The organism is Plastoroseomonas arctica (assembly GCF_018128965.1).
Classification (GTDB): Bacteria; Pseudomonadota; Alphaproteobacteria; order Acetobacterales; family Acetobacteraceae; genus Plastoroseomonas; species Plastoroseomonas arctica.
Genome location: NZ_JAAEDH010000033.1, coordinates 1 through 24,465, shown reverse-complemented (window position 1 = coordinate 24,465; position 24,465 = coordinate 1). Strand labels below are relative to the sequence as shown.

Genomic DNA, 24,465 nt, shown 5'->3' with positions numbered 1-24,465 from the left:
CCGCCCGGGCAGGCCCGCGCCCGCCACGCCGCCGCGCCCGGAGGCGCCCTCGGCCCTGCGCGGCGCCCTGACGCCCGACGGCGCCATCGCCGATGGCGCGAGCCATCCGCTCTCGGCCCGTTTCCCCGACCTCGCCGCCGCGCGCGCGAGCTTCCCCCACGCTTCCGCAATGACGGACGAGCTCGACTGGTGCGCGCTGCAGGGGGCGATCAACCGCGCCGATGCCCAGGGGGGCGGCGCGGTGCAGGTGCCCAATGGCGGGCGTGGCTATGTGCTGAACCGCACCCTGGTGGTGAACCCCAACAAGGTGACCATGCGCGGCGATGGCAGCCTGCTCGATTTCCGCAGCCTTCCGGCCGGCGGCCGCGCGGTGTGGTTCAAGGCCGATGGCGCACCGCCTTATGGCCACGAGAAGCACGTCTTCGAGGGCTTCGACCTGCTCGGCCCCGGCCGCGAACAGCCCGACTGCATCGGCGTGTTCTGCCAGACCGATACGCCGCCCCTGTCGAGCCGCGTGCAGTTGCGTGACTGCGTCGTGCGCAGCTTTCGCGTCGGCGTTGAGCTTGGCCACCGCGCCTACCTGGTCAGTTTTTCGCATTGTTCATTCTATGACAGCACGTTCGTCTTTCGCGCGCCCGCCGGTCTCGAAGATGCGGGAGAATCGATCACTTTCAACCAGTGCGCGCTGTTCAACTCCTACTGCCTCATCGCGAATATGGCCGGGTGCGGACTACGCTTCATGGGTTGTTCGCTGGACTACGCTTCGCGCATCGTGTGGGATAACAATGGGCACATAGACTTCGTCTCGTGTCACATCGAATTTGCACCACCCGAGGAGGTACCTTTCCACAACGGCGTGGGCCGTGTCGATTTCCATGGCGGTTTCCTGCAGATCAACGGCGATGGCGAGCCGCGCGTGGCCGGGCTGTTCGCCTCCAACGTCGCCGATGCCACCTATCATATGTTCGGCCTGCGCGGCTGGAACTGGGGCACGACGACCGGCAAGCTCGCGGTCGGGCCGGGCAAGATCTACTGGCACGCGGGCGCCGAGATCGACGCCCCGCCCGCCGGCTACGGGCGCCGCTGATGGCCCACACGAACACCATCGGCGCACCGCTTGCCGCGGTTGCGCCCCACGCCGGCCCCGGCGAGGCCGCCCGGCCCGCCGCCATCCCCGGCTACGTCCCCGAACTCGATGCGCTGCGGGCGCTGGCGATGACCATGGTCGTGGCCATCCATTGCGGACTGCTGCCGTTCGGCTGGATGGGGGTGTGGCTGTTCTACGTGATCTCCGGCTTCGCCGTTACCGGCTCCATGCTGGCACTCGCCGAGCGGCGGCCCGAAGCCGGGTCCTTCATCGGCGGGTTCTGGCAGCGCCGGGCGCGGCGCATCCTGCCGGTCTACCTGATGTTCCTGGCGCTCAACGCCGTGGCGATGCTGGTGGTGGGCCGGCCCGAGGCGCTGCGCGAGCTGCCCGGCCTGCTGCTGTTCCTGCACAATTTCCAGATGGTCTCCTGGGACTACGCCGCCCAGCCGGCCTGGCCCGGGTTCGGGCATCTGTGGACGCTGTCGACCGAGCAGCAATTCTACCTGATCTTCCCGCTCCTGCTGCTGCTGGCCGGGCGCCGGCGCGGCGCCTTCTCGCTGATGCTGTGGGGGCTCATCGCCGTGGCACCGCTGATGCGCTGGGGGATCGGCGCCGCGGCTAAGGCGGCGGGCTGGGACGACACCGCCACCGCCTTTACCATCTACGCCCTGGCCCCCGGACAGCTCGATGCCTTCGCGGCCGGGGCGCTGATGGCGCTGCATCGCCAGCGCATCGCGGCGGCACCCCGCTGGGCGCTCTACGCGCTGGGCGCGGCCGCGCTGGTCGCGTTGCTGCACGTTGCCGTCTTTGCCGCCATCGGCGCCGCGCGCGCCGGCGGGTTCTCGGTCGAGGCGATCCGCAACATCGTCTCGGGCATCCTCTACGGCCAGGGGCGGGAGGTGAGCGTCTATTGGATCCCGGTGCTGACCGGCGTGGCGCTGGTGGCCGGCATGCTCGCGCGCCGGCCGATGTGGCTGATGCTCGGGCGCATTCCCGGCGCCCAGGCGGTCGGGCGCATCTCCTATGGCGGCTACCTGTTCCACGTCCCGGCGATCATGGCGGTGGTGGCGGTCGCACCCTGGACGCTGACCTCCATCCCCGGTCGCCTGGTGCTGTTCGTCGCCGCGATGGGGCTGACCCTGGCGATGGCCCAGGCGTCGTGGATGCTGCTGGAGCGGCGCTTCCTCGCGCCGCCGGCGCGGCCGCGTCAGGCGGCCTCGGCGGTCTCCGTCACGGACGGTGTCGCCCAGCGCTGAGGCGCGGCCGCTGGCTGCTCCTGCCGCGCCATCGCCGCCTCCGCCACGGCGAGCATCGCGTCGCGGAAATGCCGCCGGTCGAAGCGCTGGGCGTTGAGCCGGCAATCCTCGGGCGCGATCCCCGGCGACAGCGCCGTGAAGGCCCCGACCGCGGCCTGGATCGAGGCGGCGCTCTGCTCGGCGAACAGCATCCCCGTCGGGCGCGCCATGTCGGGGGTGCGGACGATGTCGCGCGCCCCACCGCGCCCGAAGGCGATGACCGGCGTGCCGCAGGCCTGCGCCTCGACCATGGCAATGCCGAAATCCTCCTCGGCGGCGAAGACGAAGGCGCGCGCCTTCTGCATCAGCGCGACGAGCTCCGCCTGCGGCAGCGCGCCGAGCACGGAGATGTTGGGCGCATCCCCGGCCGCGGCGCGCACCGACGCCGCCTCAGGCCCGTCGCCCACGACGAGCAGCCGGTGCTGCGGCATGCCGCGGAACGCCTGCACGACCAAGTCGACGCGCTTGTAGGGGACGAAGCGCGAGACGACGACGAAGTCGCCACCCTTCTCCGCCTGGAATGGAAAGCCCGCGAGGTCCACCGGCGGATGCACGACCTGCGCCTCCCGCCGCCAGACCTTTCGGATCCGATCGGCGATGTAGCGCGAATTGGCGACGATCGTGTCGACGCCGGCCGCTGAGCTGCGGTCCCAAAGCCGCAGGCGATGCAGCAGCCAGCGCGTATAGGCGCCGCGCAGCCCGCGCTCCATCCCGGCCTGGCGCAGGTACTGCGCCTGCATGTCCCAGGCGTAGCGCATCGGAGAGTGGACGTAGCTCACATGCGCCTGGTCGGGCCCGGTGATCACGCCCTTGGCCACGGCGTGGTGGCTCGAGATGACCAGGTCGTAGCCGGCGAGGTCGAACTGCTCGACCGCCATCGGCATCAGCCCGAGATACCAGCGGAAACGCTTCTTCGCGAAAGGCAGGCGCTGGATGAAGCTGGTGCGCACGGGGCGGCCGCCGAGGAAATGGCGCTGCGCCTCGGGCAGGAAATCGCACACGGCGAAGAGGTCGGCCTCCGGCCAGGCGGCGATCAGCTGTTCGAGCACCCGCTCCGAGCCGGCGTAGCTTTCCAGCCACTCATGGATGATCGCGACCTTCATGCGCTCGCCCCCGCCTGCCGTATGATCGCGGCGAGCCCGGCCGCCGCATTTTCCCAGCGCAAGGGCTGCGCGCGCTGCAGCCCCCGCGCGCGCAGATCCGCCGCGAGACCGGTTTCGTCGAGCAGCCGAGCGAGGGCGGCAGCGGGACCCGCCGGCGTCGCGCAATCGGCATACAGCGCGGCGTCGCCGCAGATTTCCTCGACCGCATGGCCGGGGGCGGCCAGCACCGGGCAGCCGCAGGCCATCGCCTCGACCGGCGGCAGGCCGTAGCCCTCATAGCGAGAGGGAAACAGCAGGCAGGCCGCGCTTTCGTACAGCGCGCGCAGTTCGGCGTCGCTGACCCGGCCGAGGGCCAGGGCCGGGAAATCCACGCCATCGGCGCCCTGGCGGAACACCGAGGCGTCGAGCGAGCCCACGATCGCGAGCGTCATGCCGCGAGCCGCGAGCAGCTGCGCGCTCGCCGAGAGCGCGCCCAGGTTCTTGTGCTGCGCCCGGCTGCCGACCGCGAGGGCATAGCCCCCCGGGCGCAACCCGTGGCGATCCAGCGCCGCGGGATCGGCCGGCGCGCGGAGCATGTGGTCGGCCCCTTCGCCCATCACGGCGATGCGCTCGGCCGGTATGCGCAGCCGTTCGGCGAGCCTGGTGCGCGAGAATGCCGAGACGGTCACGATGCGCGCGCCGAGCAGCGCGAGGCCGCGATGCAGCGAGCGGTACCAGAGCCGGAAGGGCAGGGAATAGCTCTCGGGCGTATCGAAGGCGCCGGCGTCATGGATCACGACGATCTGCCGGCGCCCGGCGCGCAGCGGGCCGGTGTTGCCGAGGTTCAGGATCATCGCGCCGTCGGCCGCAGGGGCAAGCTCGACCTGCTCCCAGGCATTGCCGCGCAGGCGCCCGGTGGCGCGGAGCCCAAGATGGCCAGGGCGTTGCGGCGGCGCGTCGCTGCGCGGCGTGAGGATGTCGCCGATGCGGATCGCGCCCGCCGCCGCGAGCTGGTCCAGGCCGTTCAGGATCTCAGTCGCGAAGCGCTGCACGCCGGTCACCGGCTGGGTGAGGAAGCGACCGTTGATGACCAGGCTGTCGGTCGCCGCGTCCCCATCCAGACCCGGGCGTGGTGCGGTTGCGCGTGGCGCGTCGTGCGCGGCCACCCTCAAAACCTGGCCTGCCTCGCTCATCGCAGCGCATCCGCATGGCCGTGCAGCGCGGCGGCCGATAGGCGCCGCGCCGGCGCGGCGTCCACGATCATGCGCCCGGCGGCGCCGAGTACGATGGCGAGGTGCAGGAAGAAGCTGAGGGAGGAAATCGTCGGCGACGAGAGCAGCGCGGCGCAGAGCTGGCCGCACACCGCCGCGGTGAACCCGTCGAGCGCTGGGCGGGCGGCGTGCTCCGGTGCACCGATCCGTCCGGCGCGGCGGATCAGCCCGCTGAGCGCAACGCCGAACCAGACCAGCAGCCCCAGACCCACGATGCCGGAATTGCCCAGGATGCCGGGGATGAAGCTGGATGAGCGCGTGCTGCCCCAGCCCACGCCGATGCCGTAGCTCTGCATCATGGCGTCGACCGCGAGCCGGTCCATCTCCATGCGGTCCTCGAAGGAGCTGCTGTCGCCTTTCTCCAGCGTCGATTCCAGCACCACCGCGGCGGCGTCGACCAGGGAAGGCAGGGCCAGGACCAGCGGCACCAGCACGATCCCGCCGGCGAGCACCATGCTGACCAGCGTGCGCTGGATGCGCATCCGTGCGCGACGATCGCCGCCGCCCATCATCAGCACCAACGGCAGGCCGAACATCAGGATCATGATGCCCGTGGTCGAGGTGGAGAGCAGCATGCACAGGATGCTCAGCATCAGCAGCAGCTGCGGGCGCATGGTCGCATGCCCCTTCATGCACAGGCTCAGGCAGCAGAAGGCGAGGCCGGCCAGGAAGAAGGCAAGTGCTGCGGGCTCCGCGAACGGCCCCTGGATGCGCGGCACCGGCCCGAGTGACTGTGCGACGATGGCCCAGGACGGGTTCGAGCGGAGTTCATCGGCCGGGAACCACACGCCCGCGATACGCGCGGCGAAATCCCACAGACACAGCCCGACCACCAGGTAGCCGCTGAGCAGGTAGGCGTTGAGCAGGCTGCGCCAGCGCACCCCGCGCCCGGTGAGGATCAGCCCGGCGCCGACCGCCATGGCGACGTTCATCGCGAGATAGAGGCTCTGCGTGACGTTGCCCGAGTTGAAGGCGAGCGGCACGGCGGCGGGGAAGACGGGGTCGGGCCGGTTGGGCCAGATCAGCATGCGACCGGCATAGATGTCGGGCAGCAGCACGGCGGTGACGACGGCGAAGGCCATGAAGCCGATAAGCGGCAGCGAGGTCTTGAGCACGATGCCCTCGCCGGCGTAGCGCATCCCCGCCGCATACTGGATGACGATATGCGCGAGCAGCAGCAGCCCCGGCACCATCGCCGTGGGCAGCCCGAAGCCGGGGCTGCCCCCGATGACCAGCGCGGCACCGGCCTCGAAGATGCCGGCCACCAGCGCCAGGCGGATCAGCCAGTCGGCATTGCCCGCACCCCAGAGCGCGAGCGGGATCAGCGCCGCCCCGAGGATGGTCAGCTGCACGGCCGCGCCCTCAGACCGCGCGCGTCATGACGCGTGCGATGAGCGGTGGATGCGAACCGCCTCGTTGCGGTACTTGCGGTGCATGAAGGCGAGCGGGCTGCTCGATTCCGAGGCGTAGCGGCGCAGATTGACCCGCGTGAGCACGCCGAACAGGTGCACCGCGCCGGCATTGCGCAGCAGCCGCACGGCGCTGCGCACAACGGGGCGCGGCGAGCTGTCCCACCGCGTTGCCATCAGCGTGGCGTCGCTGATGCGGATAAGCGGGAAGACCTCGGTCGCGACCAGCACCGGCGGCGCGTCGAGCACGATCAGGTCGTAGCGGTGGCGCATCGCGCCGATCAGCGCGGCCATGACGGTGGAGCCGAGCAGGTCCTGGCCGCCGCGCGCTTCGCGGTCGGTCGTCATCACGTCGATGCCGCCGGGGGCGTGGTGGATCAGCCGCTCGCCATCGCCGAGCATCTGCCCCATCAGCACCTGCTTCAAGGTCGGTCCCGACCGCAGCTTGAGCAGCGCGCCGATCGAGGGGTGGCGCATGTCGCAGTCGACGACGAGAACGGACAGGCCGGCCTCGGCGGCGCTGCGCGCAACGCCGATAGAGAGCAGGCTCTTGCCCTCCTCGGGCACGGCGGAGGTCACCACCAGCACCTGCGGCATGCGGCCGTCATGGTGCATCTGCAAGGTGCCGCGCAGCCGCATCAGGGCCGCGGCCGCGTCGGGGTCCGCGTTGGGATTGGCATAGGCGCGGGCCCGGCGTGTCAGGCGGGGCATCAGGCCCACCACGTGCATCCCGGTCTCGGCCTCGAACTCCTCGGGCGTGCGGAAGCCGTGGCGCATGCGCTCGCGCAGAACCGCCGCACCCACGCCGGCCACCATCGAGAGGATGCCGATGATCGCGAGGTCGCGGCCCTTGCGCGGGCCGGAGGGGCCGCTCGGCGCCACCGCCGGCGAAAGGATCTCGGCATCGGCTTCCTGGATGCCGGAGACGTTGGTGAGCTGCGCGGCGCGGGCGAGGAAGCTCTCGAAGATCGAGCGGTTGGCCTCGAGCCCGGCCTGGTATTGCTGCAGCTGGATCTCGGCGCGCTGCTCGCGGGCGACGGCGTTGCGCAGCTCGTCGAGCGTGGCGCGCAGGCTCGCCTCCTGCGCCCGGGCGGTCGCGAGCTCGCTCGAGATGCTGCCGATGAGGCCCTGCGTCGCCTGGCGGATGCGCGCCTGGATGCCGGCGCGCTGCGCGCTGGCCGCGAGCAGGTCCGGGCTGCGCGGACCGGCGCGGGAGGCGATCTCGGACTCACGCGCGGCCGCGGTCGCCTCGGCCTCGCGCAGCCGCTGCAGCAGCGGCGAGTCGAGCGTGGCTGCGACCGTGTCGCGGCCATTGGGCAGCCGCAGGGCCATCGCGATCTGCTCCGCCTGGGCTTCCTTCTGCGCCCGCGCGGCGGCCGCGGCCGTCACCTGGGCGTTCACCGCGGCGAGCTGCTGCTCGGTCACGTTCGGCATGCGCGTGGAGCGGCGGTCGCGGCCATCGTCACGCAGGCCGTTGGCGGCGCGGAACTCGGCGACCTGGCGCTCGGACTCGCGCACCCGCGTGGCGAGCTCGCGCAGGCGCGTCTCCAGCCATTCCTGGGTGCGACGCGCCGTCTCGGTCTTGCGCCGGCGGCTGACCTCCTGGAATTCCTCGGCATAGGTGTTGGCGATCAGCGCGCTCAGCGCCGGGTCGCGCGTGGTGACGCCAATGCGCAGCACGTCGGAGCGCTGCTCGTTCGCGATGGCGATGCGCCCGAGCAGTGCCGCCGTCGCGAGCTCGATGCGGTCCTCGGCGCCCATGGCCTCAGGAGCCGGCGCGCGCAGGCCGATCGCCACCATTACCATCGCGACGGTGGCCGCGACCGGGGAGGGCACCGGCTGGAATTCCTCGCGCTCGAGCAGGCCGCCGCGCTCGACCACGCGGCGCGCAAGCGCCGGCGAGCGGAGAATATCAATCTGCGTGCGGATCTGGCTAGAACTGACCCCAGGTTCGGCGGTAATCGTCTGCAGGTCGCTGACCGGCGTCCGGGTCTGCTGGACCAGCACCGAAACCTCGGCGGTGTACTGCAGCGGCGCGCGGGAGAGCATCGCGTAGCCGGCGCCAAGTCCGGCGATCAGGAAAAAGGCGATCAGCAGCCGGTTGCGCCGCAGCATGCCGAGCAGGCGCGAGGCGGGGACCCCCAGGGGCTCCAGGGCGGTCTCGGGATCCGAAGGCGGCGTGAGGCCGATGCGGAATGGCTGGATGGGATGGTCCACGTCGGGGGAACTCGCAAACGGAAGGGGGTTTAAGGCTTGCTTAAGAACCTTGCGTTCTTGCTGACTAGAAACATCTCTATAATTCGTCAATTCACGTAAACGTGGACTACGACTTTGTCGGTAACGAGTTAGGTTGCGCTGCACAAACGCCACGCCCGACCCCTTCGGGCGAACTTGGCGTGCGCCATCTAGGAGAGTTTCCGTTGCGAATGGCCATAGGAATCGCGACCATCGGCCGCGCGGCGATCCTGCGGGAGACACTGGTCGAGGTGCGCGCGCAGAGCCGCCCCTGCGACCGGCTGATCATCTGCGCGACACAACCCTCCGATGTCGAGGGCACCATCACCGAGTCCCCGGACGAGCATATGGTGTTCACCAAGCCGGGGCTGCCCCGGCAAAGAAACAAGATCCTCGAGATGGCGGCCGATTGCGACATCGTGCTGTTCATCGACGATGATTTCCTGCTCGACAGGGACTACCTGGCTGCGACGCTTGCCGCCTTCGAGGTCGACCCGGCCCTGGTGGTCACCACGGGCACCGTGCTGGCCGACGGCATCACCGGCGCCGGGCTGTCCGCCGCCGAGGGGCGCCGGATCCTCGCCGAGGATAGCGGCCGCCCCCACCCCGAGATGAACCCGGTCCCGAGCTTCGCTGGCTATGGCTGCAACATGGCCATCCGCATGGCCGTCGCGCAGCGCGAGGGCATCCGCGTCGATGAACGCCTGCCACTCTATGCCTGGCAGGAGGATGTGGATTTCACCCGCCAGCTCGCGCAGCACGGCACGGTGGCGCGGCTGCCCACGGCGCGCGGCGTCCACCTGGGCACCAAGACGGGCCGCGGCTCGGGGCGCCGGCTGGGCTATTCGCAGGTCGCGAACCCGATCTACCTGATGCGCAAGGCGAGGCGGGACGCCTACCCGGCCGCCTATGCGGCGCGCCGCGTGCTGGGCAACCTCGCCGCCAACCTGCTGCACGCCCTGCGGCCGGAGCCGCATGTCGACCGCCGCGGCCGGCTGCGTGGCAATCTTGTCGCGCTGGGCGATCTGCTCCGTGGCCGGCTCGCGCCCGAACGCGCGCTCGACCTGTGAGTATCGCCGCGCGCCTCGGCCCGCTGCGCCCGGCGATCACGGCGGGCTGGCTCACCGGCAGCCGCTGGCTTGCGCAGCTGCGGGTTGAACGCGACGGCGCCGCGCGCGACCTCTCCCGCATCGCGGTTGTCGCCGCGCTGCAGCGCCACAACGGCATCGCGCAGGGTGCGCGGCTGCAGCATGCGGCGCTGCAGAAGCAGGGCGGCGACGTGCAGCTGCTCGACGCCACGGCGGCGCTGCGCAGCCCGCTCGCGCGCACGCCGCATGAGCCCGCCACCGCCTATGTCTTCCATTGCGGCGGCCCACAGACCGCGCTGCTGATGCAGGCCGTGCTGCCGGCCGCCGCGCGCGCCTGGCGCATCGGCTACTGGGCCTGGGAACTGCCCGACCCGCCGGCAGACTGGCGCCGCTGCGGATCGCTGGTCCACGAGATCTGGACGCCCAGCCGCTTCGCCGCCGAGAGCCTGGGCAAGATGTTCGACTGCCCGATCCAGGTCGTGGGCCATGTGGTCGAGGCGCCGGCCTATCGCGCGCCACCCCGCGACCGCCCCTTCACCGTGCTGGTGATGGCCGACAGCCGATCGAGCTTCACGCGCAAGAACCCCGCCGCGGCGATCGCGGCGTTCCGGGCGGCCTTCCACGGCTCTGACGCGGCGCGGCTGATCGTCAAGCTGAACGGCTCGGGGCCGGAGGTCGACACCCTGCGTGACGGCCTGCGTGACCTGCCGCACGTCACGGTCATCGATACCTTCCTCAACGAGGAGGGCCTCGCGCGACTGTACCGGTCCGCCGACGTGCTGCTCTCGCTCCATCGCGCCGAAGGCTTCGGCCTGCCGATGCTGGAGGCGATGGCGCATGGCCTGCCGGTGATCGGCACCGGCTGGTCGGGCAACATGGACTTCATGACCGAGGCCAACAGCCTGCTGGTGCCCTACCGGCTGGTGCCGGTGGAAGACAATGCGGCCATCTACAGCGGCAGCGTCTGGGCCGAGCCCGACGTGGCGGCGGCGGCCGAGATGCTGGCGCGCCTCTCTGGCGACCCGGCGCTGTACGCGCGCCTGTCGGCGGCGGCGCACTGCACCGCCGCCGAGGCCAGCCTGACGATCCGCTGAGCGGGCGCTTTTAGAAGCGCCGCTCCAGCACGTTCACCACGTCGCCCGGCAGCAGCACCGCGTCGCGGGGCGCGCGGTACTCGGTCGCGGTCGAGCCGTTCGGCGCGGTGCGGGTGACCGTGACCCGGTCCTGGATGGCGCGGAAGTTGAACCCGCCCGCGAGTGCGACGGCGGAGAGCACGGTCATCCCCGGCTGGTAGGGGAATTGCCCGCCGCGCTCGACCAGGCCGAGCACGAAGATCGGGCGATAGGTCTGCACCTCGACCGCAACGGCCGGCGTCGTGATCAGCTGGCGCTGGCGGAATTCCCGCACCAGCCGCTGTTCCAGCTGCTGCGGCGACATGCCCGCCGCGCGCAGGCGGCCGACCAGCGGCACCGAGATCTCGCCATCCTCGCCGATGCGGTAATTGCCGCTGAGCCGTGCGTCGTCGAACACCGTGACCCGCACCTGGTCCTCGGCGCCAAGGCGATAGGCGCCGCGCGACGCATCGGGCAGCTCCGGTAGCGAGGCGCCGGGGGCGGAACAGGCTGCAACGGCGACCGAGAGGGCCATTCCGGTAAGCCACGCGATGGTCCTGGTCATGCTGCACCCTTCTTCTGGAGGGCGCCGGGAACACTCCCACCGCCAATCTCAGGGAGGAAACCCGCGCGGCCCGCTCTCGACGCTGCGATCACGCAATGATGATGCTTTAGCGGAATTCTCCGGCATATCAAATCACGGAAAAGAGCGTGTTTTTGAATACGGCCACTCGCGCGCAGCGCGAGGCCGGCGCAGCGGGCAGGTTTCAGGCCGTCATCATCCGTGATGTCGCGCGACGCGGCGGCACAGGGTAAACCCTGCCGGAACTTTCCTTCCCGGAGTAGCACGCCGCATGACCAGCCCCCGCCCCATCGCCTTCTTCGACATGAAGGCGCAGCAGGTGCTCATCCGCGACCAGCTCGACCGCCGCATCGCCACGGTGCTGGAGAGCGGCCGCTTCATCCAGGGACCGGAGGTGGATGAGCTTGAAGCCGCACTCTGCGCCTTCTCCGGCGCGAAGCACGCGGTCGGCGTCTCCTCGGGCACCGATGCATTGCAGATCGCGATGATGGCCGAGGGGATCGGTGGCGGCGACGCCGTCTTCCTCCCCGCCTTCACCTATACCGCGACCGCCGAGGTGCCGCTGGTGCTGGGAGCCACGCCCATCTTCGTCGATGTCGATCCGGTGAACTTCAACATCGACCTCGACGACCTCGAGGCACGGCTGGCCCTGGTCAAGGCCGAGGGCCGGCTGCGGCCGCGCGCCGTCATCGGCGTGGATCTCTACGGCAACCCGGCCGACTGGCCCGCCATCGAGGCGCTCTGCGCGCGGGAGGGGATGTTCGCGCTGGACGACGCCGCCCAATCCTTCGGCGCGACGCTGCACAACCGCCGCCTGGGCACCTACGCCCACGCCACCGCGCTCAGCTTCTACCCGACCAAGACGCTGGGCTGCTACGGCGATGGCGGCGCCCTGCTCACCGACGATGCCGAGCGCGCCGAGCTCTACCGCTCGCTGCGCACGCATGGCGAGGGCAGGTCCCGCTACGAAGTCCTCCGCACCGGCATGAACGGCCGCCTCGACACCCTCCAGGCCGCGATCCTGCTGTGCAAGTTGCCGCTGCTCGAAGGCGAACTCGCCGCGCGCAACCGTGCCGCCGACCTCTATGCGCAGCTGCTGCCCGCCGCCGTCCATGCACCCCAGGCGGTGCCGAACGCGGTGTCCGCATGGGGCATTCACACGATCAAGCTGCCCGACGCCGCGACCCGCGCCCATGTGCAGAAGGCGCTCTCAGCCGAAAGCATTCCGAGTGCCATCTACTACCCCCGCCCGCTGCACCATCAGCCCGCCTATGCGCAGCACCATGCCGGTGCGATCGCAGGCGGGCCGCCGCCGCTCCCCGTCAGCGAAACGCTCTGCGACCAGGTCATGTCCCTGCCCATGCACCCCTACCTGGCCGAGCCCGACATCGCCTGCATCGGTGCCGCCATCGCCGCCGCTCTCGCAGTTGGGCGTTGAAACCACGCCTGCCTCTGGTCTTTCATGATCGCTTCATGACAGACGAGGCCAGGCACCATGCGCCGCCGCTCCCTCATCGCCGCCGCCTCGCTGCTCCCCACACTCAAAGCGCGGGCGCAATCGCGAGACCCGGTCGATGTGGCGCTGGTCCTCGCCGTCGACGTCAGCCGCTCCATCGACCCCGATGAGGCCATCCTCCAGCGCGAGGGCTACCGCAACGCGCTGACCGACCCACGCGTGGTCGAGGCCATCCGCGCCGGGATGATGGGCGGCATCGCCCTCGCCTATGTCGAGTGGGCCGGCATCGAATATCAGCGCCTGGTGCTGCCCTGGGCGCGAATCGGCAGCGCCATCGACGCCCAGCGCTGGGCCGAGGCACTGGCCGAGGCGCCCCGCGTCTCGCTCTCCTGGACCTCGATCTCGGGTGCGATCGACATGTCCCGCCGCGTGCTGGCCGACTGCCCCTATGAGGCGACGCGGCGCGTGATCGACGTCTCCGGCGACGGGGTGAACAACTCCGGCCCGCCCGCCGAAGTCGCACGCGACGCGGCCGTGGCGGACGGCATCATCATCAACGGGCTGCCGATCATCAACGACCGGCCGACCTTCGGGCGCCTGCCGCCGGTGCCGCTCGACGCCTATTACCGGGAGAGCGTGATCGGCGGCACCGGGAGCTTCGCCGAGGTGGCGGTGGATTTCGAGAGCTTCGGGACCGCGGTGAAACGGAAGCTTATCCGGGAGATTGCTTGAGGAAAAGCAAGGCTGGGGAAAGGAATTTCCCCAGACCCCATTCTTTTATTTTTATCTATTTGTGCTGGTTGGGAAGATAGTGCCGATGCCGAAATGCGCTCTGCATGCGCGGGCTGTGCCATCGTGTTCTAAGTCAGCTCAACCCTACCGGACGTAGTGCAGCCTCCCCAGCCGGCACCAAAAAGCCAAAAATAAAAGAATGGGGTCTGGGGAAATTCTTTTCCCCAGCCTTGCTTCTCACTGCGTGCGCACAGACCCATCCTCGACCATGCGCAAGCACCCCTGCACCACCGGCGCACACGCAGAATCGCGGTTCAGCCCGAACTCCGTCGCGGCGCTGTAGCCGATGCGTGTCACGCGCCCGTCGATCAGCTGGAAGGTCACCGAGCACACCCCCGCCGAGGACATGCTCATCGATCCGCCGGTGATCGGCACGGGAAGGGAAATGCCCGAGGAGGGCGGCGTGCGGCTATAGGTCCAGAACTCGCCGCCATCCGAGGTTTCGCGACGGTCGGGCACGCCGGAGCACAGGCGCAGGTCATCGGCGCCGAGCCCGATCAGCCGGCGCTGCGCGTCGGCCGCGATATTGGCGTCGCGCGCCGCACAGGCGGCGACGAACAGCAGCAGCAGGGGCAGAAGGCGCGGCATTGCGGCAGCAGGTGCCGCAATGCCAGCCGCCGCGCAACCCCTAGCGCTCGACGTCCTCGATCGACAGCCCGAAGGCTGCCACGCCCTCGCTGAGCAGGTCCGCGAGGTTGTCCATGTCCAGCAGGTAGGCGGTCGGGTCCCGCCCGCCGCCGTCCCGCTCTGCCGCCAGGCGCCGCGCCTCGGCCCATTCGTCGGGGCCGTAATCGCCGCGCCCGACCCAGGCGAGCGCAATGAGCGATATCTGCTCGTCGGTATTCATCTCGCCGATGAAGGCTTCCAGCATCTCCAGCGTCTGGTCGTCGGGCTGCTCGGTCAGCAAGGCGGCCTCGGAATTCTGATCTTCCTCGGCATCCTCGGAATCTGGTTCCTCGCGGATCTGCAGCGCGCGCATCTGGTCCACGACTGCGGCCACGCTTTCCAGGCTGATGCCCAGGTCAACCTCGTTCGCGTCATCATCCTCGGCCATCACACCCTCCCCAGTTTTGCTGCGTTTCGTCAAACATCGCGCGTGGCGAAAGTTGCCTCAGCCATTCGCCCAATCGGGCGCGAAGGCGGGGCTCACCAGGCGTCGCTTCTTGGGCAGCGCGTCGATCGCCGCGACGTCCGCCTCGTCGAGTTCGATCGACAGCGCCCCCAGGTTCGCCCCCTGGTTCATCGCCCCCGCGGCCTTCGGGATGGCGGCCACCCCATCCTGGCGCAGCAGCCAGGCGAGTGCGATCTGCACCGGCGTCGCGCCATGCTTCTGCGCGATGCCGCGGATGACCGGGTCCTCGGCCACCGCGTTCTTCGTGGTCGGCGAATAGCAGGTGAAGGCGATGCCGTGCTCGCGTGCGATCGCCTTGAGCGGCGTCTGGTCGAGATAGACGTGGTGCTCGACCTGCAGGCAGGCGATCGGCGCGACACCGGCCTCGATGGCGCGGCGGAACAGCTTCGGCGGGAAGTTGCACACGCCGACGGCGCGCGCCTGGCCCGCCGAGCGCGCCGCCTCCAGCCCGCCCAGCGCCTCGTTCAGGTCCATCGCCGCGTTCGGCCAATGGATGTGGAACAGGTCCACATGGTCGAGCTTCAGCTTGCCGAGCGACGCCGCGATCGCGCCCGCGATGCCATCCTTCGTCAGCTTGTCGTGCCAGACCTTGGTCGTGACGAACAACTCGTCGCGCGCAATGCCGGAGGCCGCGATGCCCGCGCCCACCTCAGCCTCGTTGCCATACATCTCGGCCGTGTCGATGGAGCGGTACCCCATTGCAATCGCGCTCTCGACCGCCGCCTGGCATTCGGCGCCCTTCATGGGCCAGGTGCCGAGCCCGATCTTGGGCATGCGCAGCAGCTTCGTCTCGATCATCGGAACCATGGTCGCAATCCTATCGCTTTGAGAGGTCCAGCACGCCGGCGAACCCGCTTTCGGTCCCAAAGGCTAGGCGTGCGCCCGAGGGGCTCCAGGCCAGCGCACTCACCGCGCCGCGGCCGGGCGGGGCGATCGGCACGATCTTGCCCGTCGCGATCTCCGCCATCACCACCAGCCCATCCTCGAAACCGGCCGCCACGATCTCATGGACCGGATGGCACGCCACCTGGGTGCAGATCACCGCATCGCCGCCGGCCAGCTCCGTCGGCGCCTTGCCCATCGGCCCGCCGCCGAAGAACGGCCAGATCACGACCGATTCCGCGCCCGAACTCGCCAGCCACTTACCCTTGGACGTGAAGGACAGCGACCGCGTCTTGGTCGGATAGCCGGACATGCGCATGTGCTGCCCATCGGCCAGGCGCCAGCCATGCAGCGCATTCTCCTGCATCGCGGTGACCACATGCGTCCCGTCCGGGCTGATCGCGAGAATGCCGTGGCTGCCCTTCCATTCCAGCAAGCGCGGCTTGTCCTCCTTGGCCCCCACGAACCACAGCGACGCGCCATTGTAGTGGCTCGCCGCCACGCGCTTGCCCTTTGGGTCGAACGCCAGCCCCGCCACCGAGGACGGAGGCGCCAGCGACTTCAACACACTCCCATCGGCCCCCAGAACATGGACCGCCTTGCCCACGCCCGCCGCGCGCACGCCACTCTCATGCGCTGCGATATGCTCGACCCACCGGCTGCCGAACTTCGCCAGCTCGACCACCGCGCCATCGACGCCTATCCGCACCAGCCGCCCATCGTCGCCGCCCGTCAGCACGCCATCGCGGCAATCCGCGCAAAGCGCAAGCACCGCCCCCGCATGCGCCTCCACCCGAGCCCAATCGCCCTCGAGCGAGGCGAAATGCACCGAGCCATCGCCCAGGCCGAACGCACACCCGACCCCATCCCGCCCGAAGGCAATGCCCACGACATACGCATCCAACCCCCGCGAAACGCCGCGGAGATCGAGCAGGAAATCGGCGGTGTCGCTCATGAAGAAAGCTTGGGGGCGCTGCCCCCAAACCCCCGCCGGGGATCGCGCCGATCCCCGGGCCCCTGCATGTGATGGTCCTGGGCTTGGAGAGGGGTTGCTGGCTTGAAGCGCCGGGTTGGGGAGGGGGCGCGTCGTGGGAGCCCCCGTGGCGATGGTGCGCCATGCGCCCCCTCCCCAACCCGGCTCGCCTCCGGCGAGAACCGCTCACCCAATCCAGGAACCAACAGATGGAGGTCCAGGATCGACACGATCCTGGTGGGGGGGTTGGGGGGCAAAGCCCCCCAAGCTTTCTCCATCCGCGTCACGCCGGGCTCCAGCGCGCGATTTCGGCTTCGATCTTCTTCACGTCTTCGCCGACCTGGCAGGCTTCGAAGCCGCGACGGAGTTGCGGTCGGTTCAGGTCGCGGCCGATGAAGACGATTTTGGATTTGCGGGGGTCTTCGGGTTTCCACGGGCCGATGTAGTCGCCGTCGGCGATCATGTGCACGGCCTGGAAGGCAAAGCGGCGGTCGTCGCCGTCGTAGCTGAGGATGCCTTTGGTGCGCAGCAGGTCCTGGCCCTTATGGGCGAGGACTTGCTGGATCCAGGCGTTGAAGCGTTCCGGGTCGAGCGGGCGTTCGACTTCGAAGGACACGGACATGATCTCGCTGTCGTGTTCGTGGTCGTCATCGCCGGACAGGAATTCCGGTTCTCGTTCGAGGATGCGTTCGAGGTTGAAGGCGTCGCGGCCGATGATGCTCTCGATGGGGACGTTGGACTTCTCGGCGCGGCGGATTTCGGCATACGCGTTGATGGTGCGGATGCGCGCCTCGATGGCGTCGGCGTCGGCCGGCGAGACCAGGTCCATCTTGTTGAGCACGATGATGTCGGCAAACGCGATCTGCTCGACGGCCTCCTTGCTGTCGGCCAGGCGCGCGGGCAGGTTCAGCGCGTCCACGACCGTGACGATGGCGTCCAGTTTGGTGGCGCGCTTGACGTCCTCATCGGCAAAGAAGGTCTGGGCCACGGGGGCGGGGTCGGCGAGGCCGGTGGTCTCGACGATGATGCCGTCGAGCTGGCCCTTGCGCTTCATCAGGCCGCCGATGATGCGGATGAGGTCCCCGCGCACGGTGCAGCAGATGCAGCCATTGTTCATCTCGAAAACCTCTTCGTCGGCGTCGACGACGAGGTCGTTGTCCACGCCGAGCTCGCCGAACTCGTTGATCACCACCGCATATTTCTTGCCGTGATTCTCCGAGAGGATGCGGTTCAGCAGCGTGGTCTTCCCGGCGCCGAGGTAGCCGGTGAGCACGGTGACGGGCACGGGGGCGCGGTCGCTCATCAGGGGGGTCCTTTATCAGGCGTTCGGCGCGGATATGGTGTCGGCGGTCGCCTTCTCCAGCGCCTCCGCCCGACGCAGGGCTGCCCAGTATTCCCGGCGCAGCAGCGAGCGCGCGGCGACCACCGAGGAGGCCAGCGCGTAGAAGCGCACCCCGTCCGCGACCGGCCGTTCGGCGAGTTGGCGCGCGGCGTGCGCGGCGACCGGCAGGCCCAGGGTTTCGAATGCGTCGGCAAGGTCGGATGCGGTGCGCGAGATCAGCCCTTCCTCCGCTTCGCGGATCGGCATGATCATGGTGGCCAGCGTGTCGAGCTTCTCCTGGTCGCGCGCGATGTCCTCCGCGGCGCGGTCGGCGTAGCGGGCTGGATCGAGGCCGGGAACGCCAAGACGCGCCTTCACCGCGGCGTGGAGCGCCTCGTCCAGCGCCTCGTCGGGCACGTCGTGCATGCGCATGCCGTCGAGCAGCATGCCCTCGGCCATCTTCAGTGCCTTGCCGGTGAAGTCGGCGGTCAAGCCGAAGGTGGCGACGGCGCCGGCCCAGGGCGGCAGGGCGCGCAGCTTCTCGACCAGCGTCGGCACCCATCGGTCGCCGGGGCGCAGTTCGACGGCCAGCACATCCACCCCGCCGCGCCCGATGAGGGCAAGGCAGAAGCCGATATCCACCGGCGCCTCCACCTGGTGGCCGAGCCGGCGCAGGCGCAGCATCGTCAGCATCTTCTTCGACGCGTTGGGGTCGAAGAAGACGATGTTCAGCGGGCGCTTCTCGTCGCTCACGCGGCCTCGGCGGTGATGGCATCGCCGAGCGTGTTGATCAGCCGGTCGACATGGTGCTTTTCGATGATGAGCGGCGGCGAGAGGGCGACGATGTCGCCGGTCACGCGCACCAGCACCCCGGTGTCGAAGCAGCGGCGGAAGATCGCCAGCGCCCGCTCGGTCGGCTTGCCCTCGCGCGGTGACAGCTCCACCGCACCGATGAGGCCGATGTCGCGCGTGTCGATCACGTTCGGCAACCCGCGCAGCGAATGCACCGCTTCCTGCCAATAGGGCTCGATCGCGCGCGCGCGGCCCGGCAGGTCTTCGGACCGATGCAGTTCCAGCGTCGCGATCGCCGCCGCCGAGGCCAGCGGATGGCCGGAATAGGTGTAGCCGTGGAACAGCTCGATCCCACCCGGCATGCCGTTGACGATGGCGTCGTACACGCCCTCGCGCACGGCGACCGCGCCCATCGGCACCGCGGCGTTGGTCAGCCCTTTGGCCATGGTCATGATGTCAGGCACGACGCCCAGACGTTCGGCGCCGAAATTCGTCCCCAGGCGTCCGAAGCCAGTGATGACCTCGTCATAGATCAGCAGGATGCCGTGCTTGTCGCAGATGGCGCGCAGCCGCTCGAGATAGCCCTTCGGCGGCACCAGCACGCCGGTGGACCCCGCGACCGGCTCCACCATCACCGCCGCGATGGTCTCGGCACCATGCAGCGCGACCAGGGATTCCAGCACATCGGCCAGCTCCGCACCGTGCTCGGGCTGCCCGCGCGTGAAGGCGTTCTTCGCCGGTTGATGCGTGTGCGGCAGATGGTCCACATAGGGCAGCAGCGCGCTGAACTGCTTTCGGTTCGCCCCGATCCCCCCCACCGACATCCCGCCAAAACCCACGCCATGATAGCCGCGCTCGCGCCCGATCAACCGCACCCGGCTGCTCTGGCCGCGCGCCTTGTGGTAGGCGAGCGCGATCTTCAGCGCAGTGTCGGCGCTCTCGGACCCAGAATTGGTGAAGAAGACGCGGTCCATCCCGTCCGGCGTCATCTCGGCCACGCGCGCGGCGGCCTCGAAGGCGATCGGGTGGCCCATGTTGAAGGTGGGCGCGAAGTCCATCAGCGCGGCCTGCTTCTGGATGGCCTCGGTGATCTCGCGCCGCCCATGGCCGGCATTGCAGCACCACAGGCCCGCCGTGCCGTCCAGCACCTCGCGCCCCTCGGGGGTGAAATAGCTCATCCCCTCCGCGCGGTAGAGCATCCGCGGATTGGCCTTGAAGTGCTTGTTGTCCGTGTAGGGCATCCAGAAGGCGTCGAGGTTGTTCGGGCGCGGGGCGCTGAGGTCGTTCATCGCGGGTCTCCGGGGATCGCGCCTAATCAACACGCCCACCCCCTGCCAAGCAACCCCCGGGCGTGGCATGGTCCGCGCCCTTGTCCCGCGGAGAACCATGATGCCCGAAGGCCGCCTCGTCATCGGCACCAAGCGCTATTCCTCCTGGAGCCTGCGCGGCTGGCTGCTGGTCCACCTGGCCGGGCTCGATGTGGAGGAGGTCCTGATCCCGCTGGCCGGCAGCGGCCCCGGCAGCACCGAGGCCATCGCCGCCGCCACGCCCGCCGGCCTGGTGCCCTACCTCGAACACCAGGGCGCCCGCGTCTGGGACAGCCTCTCCATCGCCGAATACTGCGCCGAACTCGCCCCCGGCATCTGGCCGGCGGAGCGCATCGCCCGCGCCCATGCCCGCTCCATCGCCGCCGAAATGCATAGCGGGTTCCGCGGCCTGCGCACGGCCATGCCGATGAACCTCGGCCGCGATTTCGCCGGCCGCGGCCGCACGCCCGAGGCGCTCGCCGATATTGCGCGCATCGAAGCCATCTGGGCGGAATGCGCGCCCGCGCCCTTCCTGTTCGGGGCAAGCTTCGGCGCGGTGGACGCGATGTTCGCGCCCGTGGTGGCGCGCTTCATCACCTGGGCGCCGGCGCTCACCGCCACATCGCGCGCCTATGTGGGCGCGGTGCGTGCGCATCCGCTGGTGGCGCGCTGGTATGATGAGGCGGCAGCGGAGCCCGATGGGTGGCTGCTGCAGAAGTACGAAGATCCGCAGACATGACGGACGACAGAACGGGGGAAATGAATTTCCCCCGGACCCCCATTCTTTCTTTTTTATCACCGGGTGCCAGACACAAGGCCAAGCGCCGATGATCGCGACCGGACTAGACCATGTGGGCGTGTGCCTGAAGGACCCCGCGCCCGCCTGGGCGATCTATGAGGCGCTCGGCTTCACCCTCAGCCCGATCGCCCGCCAATCCGGGAAGCGCACGCCCGGCGGGCCAACAGAACCCTACGGCACGGGCAACCGCTGCGCATTCTTCCGCGAAGGCTACCTGGAAATCCTGGGCATCCTGGACCCGGCGTTGTTCGACAACGACCTCAATCGATTCCTTTCCCGCTACACCGGCGCGCACATCATCGCCCTCGCCACCGCCGACGAGGATGCGGCACTCGCCCGCCTCCGCCGCGCGGGCATCGCCATCCCCGGCATCAGCTATCTGGAACGCCCGGTCGAGGCGCCGGACGGGCCCCGCGCCCGCTTCGCCCGCCTCCCACTGCCCGACGCCCCCGAGGGCCGCATCCAGCTCATCCACCACCTCACCCCCGAGCTCGTCTGGCAGGAACGCTGGCTGAGCCACGCGAACCACGTTGTGGCACTCGATTCCGTGGTGCTCGTCACCGCGACCCCCGCCGAGACCGCCGCGCGCTTCGCCGTCCTGGCCGGCGTGGCGCTGGAACCTGACCCCGCCGGCGGCTTCGTCCTGCCCCTGCCAGGTGATCCCGCCGCACACATCGGCGGCCCGAAGCAGGCGACGCGCATCCGCATCCTCTCGCCCGAATCCCTGGCCACGGTGCTGCCGGGTGTCACTCCGCCGGCGCTGCCCTTCATCGCCGGCGTGACGCTGCGCACCGATGACGCGAACGCCGCCGTGACGCGGCTGCTGCCCACCCTTCACCCGGCGCCCGAAGGGCTGATGCTGTCCCCCGAGCACGCCTGCGGCATGGCCCTGGTCTTCACCCCATGACGTCAGCCGCCGCGGTGCGCAAAAGCCTGCGAACCTACTACGCACCCGGCCGCGCCGCGATGCTGGACGCCTTCTACGCGCGCTTCCTCGGCGCTGGAGACCTGGCCTTCGACATCGGCGCGCATGTCGGTGACCGGTCCGCAAGTTTCCTCCGCCTCGGCGCGCGCGTGGTGGCGGTGGAGCCCCAGCCACGCCTGCGCCGCGCCTTGCGGCTGCTCGCGCGCGGCAATCGGCGCGTGACGCTGATCGGCGCCCTCGTCGGCGCCGAACCCGGCGAGGCGACGCTGCGCGTGAATACCGCCAATCCCACGGTCGCCAGCGCATCGGACGCCTTCATCGCCGCCGCTGCCGGCGCCGAGGGATGGGAAGGCCAGGTCTGGGACCAGGAGCTGCACCTGCCGGTGACGACCGTCGCGGCCCTGTCGGCCGCGCACGGCATGCCCGATTTCATCAAGATCGACGTCGAGGGCTACGAGGCCTCGGTGCTCGCCGGGGCGGCGGCGCCAGTGCGCGCGCTGTCCTTCGAATTCACCACGATCCAGCGCGGCGTGGCGGCGGAGTGTCTCGTGCGTCTCTCGGCGCTGGGCTACCGCGCGTTCAACGCCTGTCTGGGCGAGGGGATGGCGTTCGCGATGCCGCAGGCGGTGGACGCTGCGGCGATGGCCGAGTGGGTGCGGTCGCTGCCGCATGAGGCGAATAGCGGCGACATCTATGCGAGCCTGGAGGCTGGGCGCCTGGATATCTGACCGCCTCAGTGGCGTAAGCCCACCTTACGTCCTCACCAGACGACCTTCATGCCCCAACTCGCCACGCACCTCAGCCGCACCAGTAGCCAAAAACAAAAGAATGGGGTCTGGGGAAATTTTTTTCCACAGCGCTTTCTTTCAGTCCGCCGGAAGCCACACCGAGAACCTGGACCCAACCCCCTCCTGGCTCTCGATATTGAGCTGCCCGCGGTGCCGGATGACGATGTGCTTCACGATCGCCAGTCCCAGCCCGGTGCCACCCGCATTCCGGCTGCGACCCTTATCCACGCGATAGAACCGCTCCGTGAGCCGCGGGATGTGTTCCTTGGCGATGCCGATGCCGTCATCCTGCACCGTCAGCGTCACGCCTTTGCGCGGGCCGTGGGTGATGGTCAGCGCCACTTCGCCGCCTTCCCGCCCGTGGCGGATGGCGTTTTCGAGCAGGTTGCGGATGATCTGCGCGATCTGCTCGGCATCGGCGGGCCGCGCAAGGGCGGCCTCGGGCGCTTCGACACGCAGGCTCGCACGCCGGCCGGCCAGGATCGGCGCCATCGCATCGGCCTCGGCGCGCGCGATGGCGGCGATGTCGGCGCTTCCCGTCGGCGCCTGGTGTTCGGTGAGCTCGATGCGCGATAGGCCGAGCAGGTCGTCGATGAGGTTGCGCATGCGCTCGGCCTGTTCGGCCATGATGCCGAGGAAGCGAGTGCGCGCGACGGCATCGTCTTCCGCGGGTCCGCGCAGCGTTTCGATGAAGCCGATCAGGCTCGCGAGCGGTGTGCGCAGCTCATGGCTGGCATTGGCCACGAAATCCGCGCGCATGCGTTCCACGGCGCGTTCGCGGGTGCGGTCGGCGAGCACCAGCATCAGTCGCCCGCCATCGGCCAGCGGCGGGTTCATCGGGATGACCTGGGCGGCGATGTCGCGCGGGATGGGCACCGGCAGCATGATGTCGGCGGCGTGCGGCGCGCCGTCGCGCAGCGCCTGGTCCACCGCGTCGGCGAGCACCGGGTGGCGCAGCAGCGCGGCCGCATCGCCGCCGCGCGGGGCGCCGGACAGGCCGAGCAGCGCGCGCGCCGCGCCATTGGCGCGCAGCAGGGTGCGGTTCTCGGCGAGCACCAGAAGCGGATCGGGAAGCGCCTCGATGATGGTGGCGTCGGAGCGGCGCAGGCGTTCGACCAGGGCGCCGCGCTCGGCCAGGCTGCGGGTCAGCCGTGTCACGCCGTCGGCGACCTCGCGCACCGCGGGCAGCAGTGGGGTGTCGTCGAGCACCAGCGGCTGGGCGGTGTCGTTGCTGGCCCCGCGCAGGCGTTCGCCCAGCCGCAGCAGATTGCCGAGCCAGATCCGCGACACCGCCATCGCGGAGACGGCGATGACGACCATTGCGTAGATGCCCGGCACCGGATTGGCCTGCCCGCTCGCGACCAGGGCGGCGACCGCGGCGACGGGCAGGCCGCCCACCATGGCGGCGGCGCGCATCCAGCGCAGCAGCGGTGGCCGCGGCCCGCTCATGCCGCTCAGGCCTTGAGGCGTTGCGCGCGCGGGCCCAGCGATGCGCGGGCCCGGCGCATGATCAGGAACCGGCCGCGCCCGGGCGCGGCGCGGCCTCGATCGCGCTCGCCTCGCCCGTTTCCTCGACGCGGTAGAGCGCGAGGCCGCGCAGCGCCGTACCGTCGGGCAGCAGGCGCAGCGGGCCGTCGGCGCCCGAGAACACGTCCCCGGCCCCGATCGGCGCCGCGCCGCGGGCGACCGACAGCGCCGCCAGGCTCGCCGCGTCATAGGCGACGGAAGCGATGCGCGGCGGCCGCTCGCCGAAAGCCTGCAGGTAGCGCTGCTCGAATCGTGCGCGCGCGCGCGGGTCGGGTGCCGCGAAGATCGCGCCTTGCAGCGCGGGCTCGTTCGCGAGGCCCGCATCACCCTGCCACAACCCGTGGCCGAGGATGCGCAGCGGCGGCACCGTCAGCCCGCCCGCGACCAGGCCCGCGGCATAGACGCGCGCGGCGGCACCGGAATAGCCGACCAGCACCGCCTCGATACCGTCCGGTCCGGCGCTGGTCGCGAGCTCGCGCGCCTGCGAACCGGGCTCGGCGCGCGCCGGGTGCAGGGCCACGACCGGCGGCGGGAGCGAGAATTCGGTGGCGGCATCGCGCAGCGCGCGGGCGAGCGCGCGGCCGAAGGCGTCGTCCGGCGCGCCGAGGG

General features: G+C 70.1%; 23 protein-coding genes. 9 read left to right on the top strand and 14 right to left on the bottom strand.

Annotation, left to right across the window (positions count from 1 at the left end; translation table 11 throughout):
• Together GXW79_RS20240 and GXW79_RS20235 are read left to right on the top strand one after the other, a co-directional pair.
• On the top strand, positions 1–1,087 hold a 1,087-nt coding region (locus GXW79_RS20240; RefSeq protein ID WP_456315839.1), incomplete at its 5' end, for a hypothetical protein.
• Positions 1,087–2,343: an acyltransferase family protein gene (locus tag GXW79_RS20235; RefSeq protein WP_211876265.1), complete on the top strand. Its 1,257-nt coding sequence runs from the start codon at positions 1,087–1,089 to the stop codon at positions 2,341–2,343. The genes GXW79_RS20240 and GXW79_RS20235, both read left to right, overlap by 1 nt.
• On the opposite strand, the gene GXW79_RS20230 is transcribed toward GXW79_RS20235, so the two are convergent.
• The 4 genes from GXW79_RS20230 to GXW79_RS20215 are packed head-to-tail and all read right to left on the bottom strand — an operon-like array spanning position 2,295 to position 8,361.
• Positions 2,295–3,485, bottom strand: a complete 1,191-nt coding sequence (locus GXW79_RS20230; protein WP_211876264.1) for a glycosyltransferase — start codon at positions 3,483–3,485, stop codon at positions 2,295–2,297. The genes GXW79_RS20235 and GXW79_RS20230 overlap by 49 nt on opposite strands.
• Positions 3,482–4,657 carry a glycosyltransferase family 4 protein gene (locus GXW79_RS20225; RefSeq protein WP_211876263.1) on the bottom strand — a complete coding sequence of 392 codons (1,176 nt, stop codon included), beginning with the start codon at positions 4,655–4,657 and terminating at the stop codon, positions 3,482–3,484. The genes GXW79_RS20230 and GXW79_RS20225 overlap by 4 nt, the downstream gene beginning before the upstream one ends.
• Positions 4,654–6,087 carry a hypothetical protein gene (locus GXW79_RS20220; protein ID WP_211876262.1) on the bottom strand — a complete coding sequence of 478 codons (1,434 nt, stop codon included), beginning with the start codon at positions 6,085–6,087 and terminating at the stop codon, positions 4,654–4,656. The genes GXW79_RS20225 and GXW79_RS20220 overlap by 4 nt, the downstream gene beginning before the upstream one ends.
• 24 nt (positions 6,088–6,111) lie before the next feature.
• The gene (locus tag GXW79_RS20215) at positions 6,112–8,361 is read right to left on the bottom strand and encodes a GumC family protein (protein WP_211876261.1); all 2,250 of its coding nucleotides are present in this window, start codon (positions 8,359–8,361) and stop codon (positions 6,112–6,114) included.
• 209 nt (positions 8,362–8,570) lie between these two features.
• On the opposite strand from GXW79_RS20215, the gene GXW79_RS20210 reads away from it, so the two are divergent.
• The gene (locus GXW79_RS20210; protein WP_211876260.1) at positions 8,571–9,449 is read left to right on the top strand and encodes a glycosyltransferase family 2 protein; all 879 of its coding nucleotides are present in this window, start codon (positions 8,571–8,573) and stop codon (positions 9,447–9,449) included.
• Positions 9,446–10,561, top strand: coding sequence for a glycosyltransferase (locus GXW79_RS21850; RefSeq protein ID WP_211876259.1), 1,116 nt, complete (start codon positions 9,446–9,448; stop codon positions 10,559–10,561). Before GXW79_RS20210 ends, GXW79_RS21850 begins: the two co-directional genes overlap by 4 nt.
• Before the next feature lie 10 nt (positions 10,562–10,571).
• Here GXW79_RS21850 and GXW79_RS20200 read toward each other — a convergent pair whose 3' ends face one another.
• Positions 10,572–11,144 (bottom strand): polysaccharide biosynthesis/export family protein, encoded by a 573-nt coding sequence (locus tag GXW79_RS20200; RefSeq protein WP_211876258.1) that lies wholly within the window; start codon positions 11,142–11,144, stop codon positions 10,572–10,574.
• Between the two features lie 289 nt (positions 11,145–11,433).
• Here GXW79_RS20200 and GXW79_RS20195 point away from each other — a divergent pair, with 289 nt between their 5' ends.
• Together GXW79_RS20195 and GXW79_RS20190 are read left to right on the top strand one after the other, a co-directional pair.
• Positions 11,434–12,600, top strand: coding sequence for a DegT/DnrJ/EryC1/StrS family aminotransferase (locus GXW79_RS20195; RefSeq protein WP_211876257.1), 1,167 nt, complete (start codon positions 11,434–11,436; stop codon positions 12,598–12,600).
• A gap of 57 nt (positions 12,601–12,657) precedes the next feature.
• A complete protein-coding gene (locus GXW79_RS20190) occupies positions 12,658–13,350 on the top strand; it encodes a DUF1194 domain-containing protein (RefSeq protein ID WP_211876256.1) in 693 nt (230 codons plus the stop codon).
• A gap of 237 nt (positions 13,351–13,587) precedes the next feature.
• On the opposite strand, the gene GXW79_RS20185 is transcribed toward GXW79_RS20190, so the two are convergent.
• From GXW79_RS20185 to GXW79_RS20155, 7 genes are all read right to left on the bottom strand, one after another.
• Entirely contained in the window at positions 13,588–13,998 is a 411-nt protein-coding gene (locus tag GXW79_RS20185) for a hypothetical protein (protein WP_211876255.1), read from the bottom strand.
• 40 nt (positions 13,999–14,038) lie between these two features.
• On the bottom strand, positions 14,039–14,464 hold the full coding sequence (locus GXW79_RS20180) for a DUF3775 domain-containing protein (RefSeq protein ID WP_211876254.1): 426 nt from the start codon (positions 14,462–14,464) through the stop codon (positions 14,039–14,041).
• Positions 14,465–14,521: 57 nt separating this feature from the next.
• Complete coding sequence (locus GXW79_RS20175) at positions 14,522–15,349, bottom strand: aldo/keto reductase (protein ID WP_211876253.1); 828 nt, start codon at positions 15,347–15,349, stop codon at positions 14,522–14,524.
• A 10-nt stretch (positions 15,350–15,359) separates the two neighbouring features.
• Complete coding sequence (locus tag GXW79_RS20170) at positions 15,360–16,379, bottom strand: WD40 repeat domain-containing protein (protein ID WP_211876252.1); 1,020 nt, start codon at positions 16,377–16,379, stop codon at positions 15,360–15,362.
• A 301-nt stretch (positions 16,380–16,680) separates the two neighbouring features.
• The gene (locus GXW79_RS20165; protein ID WP_211876251.1) at positions 16,681–17,700 is read right to left on the bottom strand and encodes a CobW family GTP-binding protein; all 1,020 of its coding nucleotides are present in this window, start codon (positions 17,698–17,700) and stop codon (positions 16,681–16,683) included.
• 15 nt (positions 17,701–17,715) lie between these two features.
• Positions 17,716–18,471, bottom strand: a complete 756-nt coding sequence (locus tag GXW79_RS20160; protein ID WP_211876250.1) for a hypothetical protein — start codon at positions 18,469–18,471, stop codon at positions 17,716–17,718.
• Positions 18,468–19,799, bottom strand: coding sequence for an aspartate aminotransferase family protein (locus GXW79_RS20155; protein WP_211876249.1), 1,332 nt, complete (start codon positions 19,797–19,799; stop codon positions 18,468–18,470). Before GXW79_RS20155 ends, GXW79_RS20160 begins: the two co-directional genes overlap by 4 nt.
• 100 nt (positions 19,800–19,899) lie before the next feature.
• On the opposite strand from GXW79_RS20155, the gene GXW79_RS20150 reads away from it, so the two are divergent.
• From GXW79_RS20150 to GXW79_RS20140, 3 genes are all read left to right on the top strand, one after another.
• Positions 19,900–20,556, top strand: coding sequence for a glutathione S-transferase family protein (locus GXW79_RS20150; protein ID WP_211876248.1), 657 nt, complete (start codon positions 19,900–19,902; stop codon positions 20,554–20,556).
• Between the two features lie 88 nt (positions 20,557–20,644).
• Positions 20,645–21,523, top strand: a complete 879-nt coding sequence (locus GXW79_RS20145) for a VOC family protein (RefSeq protein WP_211876247.1) — start codon at positions 20,645–20,647, stop codon at positions 21,521–21,523.
• Positions 21,520–22,269, top strand: coding sequence for an FkbM family methyltransferase (locus GXW79_RS20140; protein ID WP_211876246.1), 750 nt, complete (start codon positions 21,520–21,522; stop codon positions 22,267–22,269). Before GXW79_RS20145 ends, GXW79_RS20140 begins: the two co-directional genes overlap by 4 nt.
• Positions 22,270–22,407: 138 nt before the next feature.
• Here the strand turns inward: GXW79_RS20140 and GXW79_RS20135 are convergent, their stop codons facing one another.
• Both GXW79_RS20135 and GXW79_RS20130 read right to left on the bottom strand, forming a co-directional pair.
• Positions 22,408–23,778, bottom strand: a complete 1,371-nt coding sequence (locus GXW79_RS20135) for an ATP-binding protein (RefSeq protein ID WP_246504174.1) — start codon at positions 23,776–23,778, stop codon at positions 22,408–22,410.
• A 61-nt stretch (positions 23,779–23,839) separates the two neighbouring features.
• The coding region (locus GXW79_RS20130) for an ABC transporter substrate-binding protein (protein WP_211876245.1) at positions 23,840–24,465 on the bottom strand (626 nt) is incomplete at its 5' end.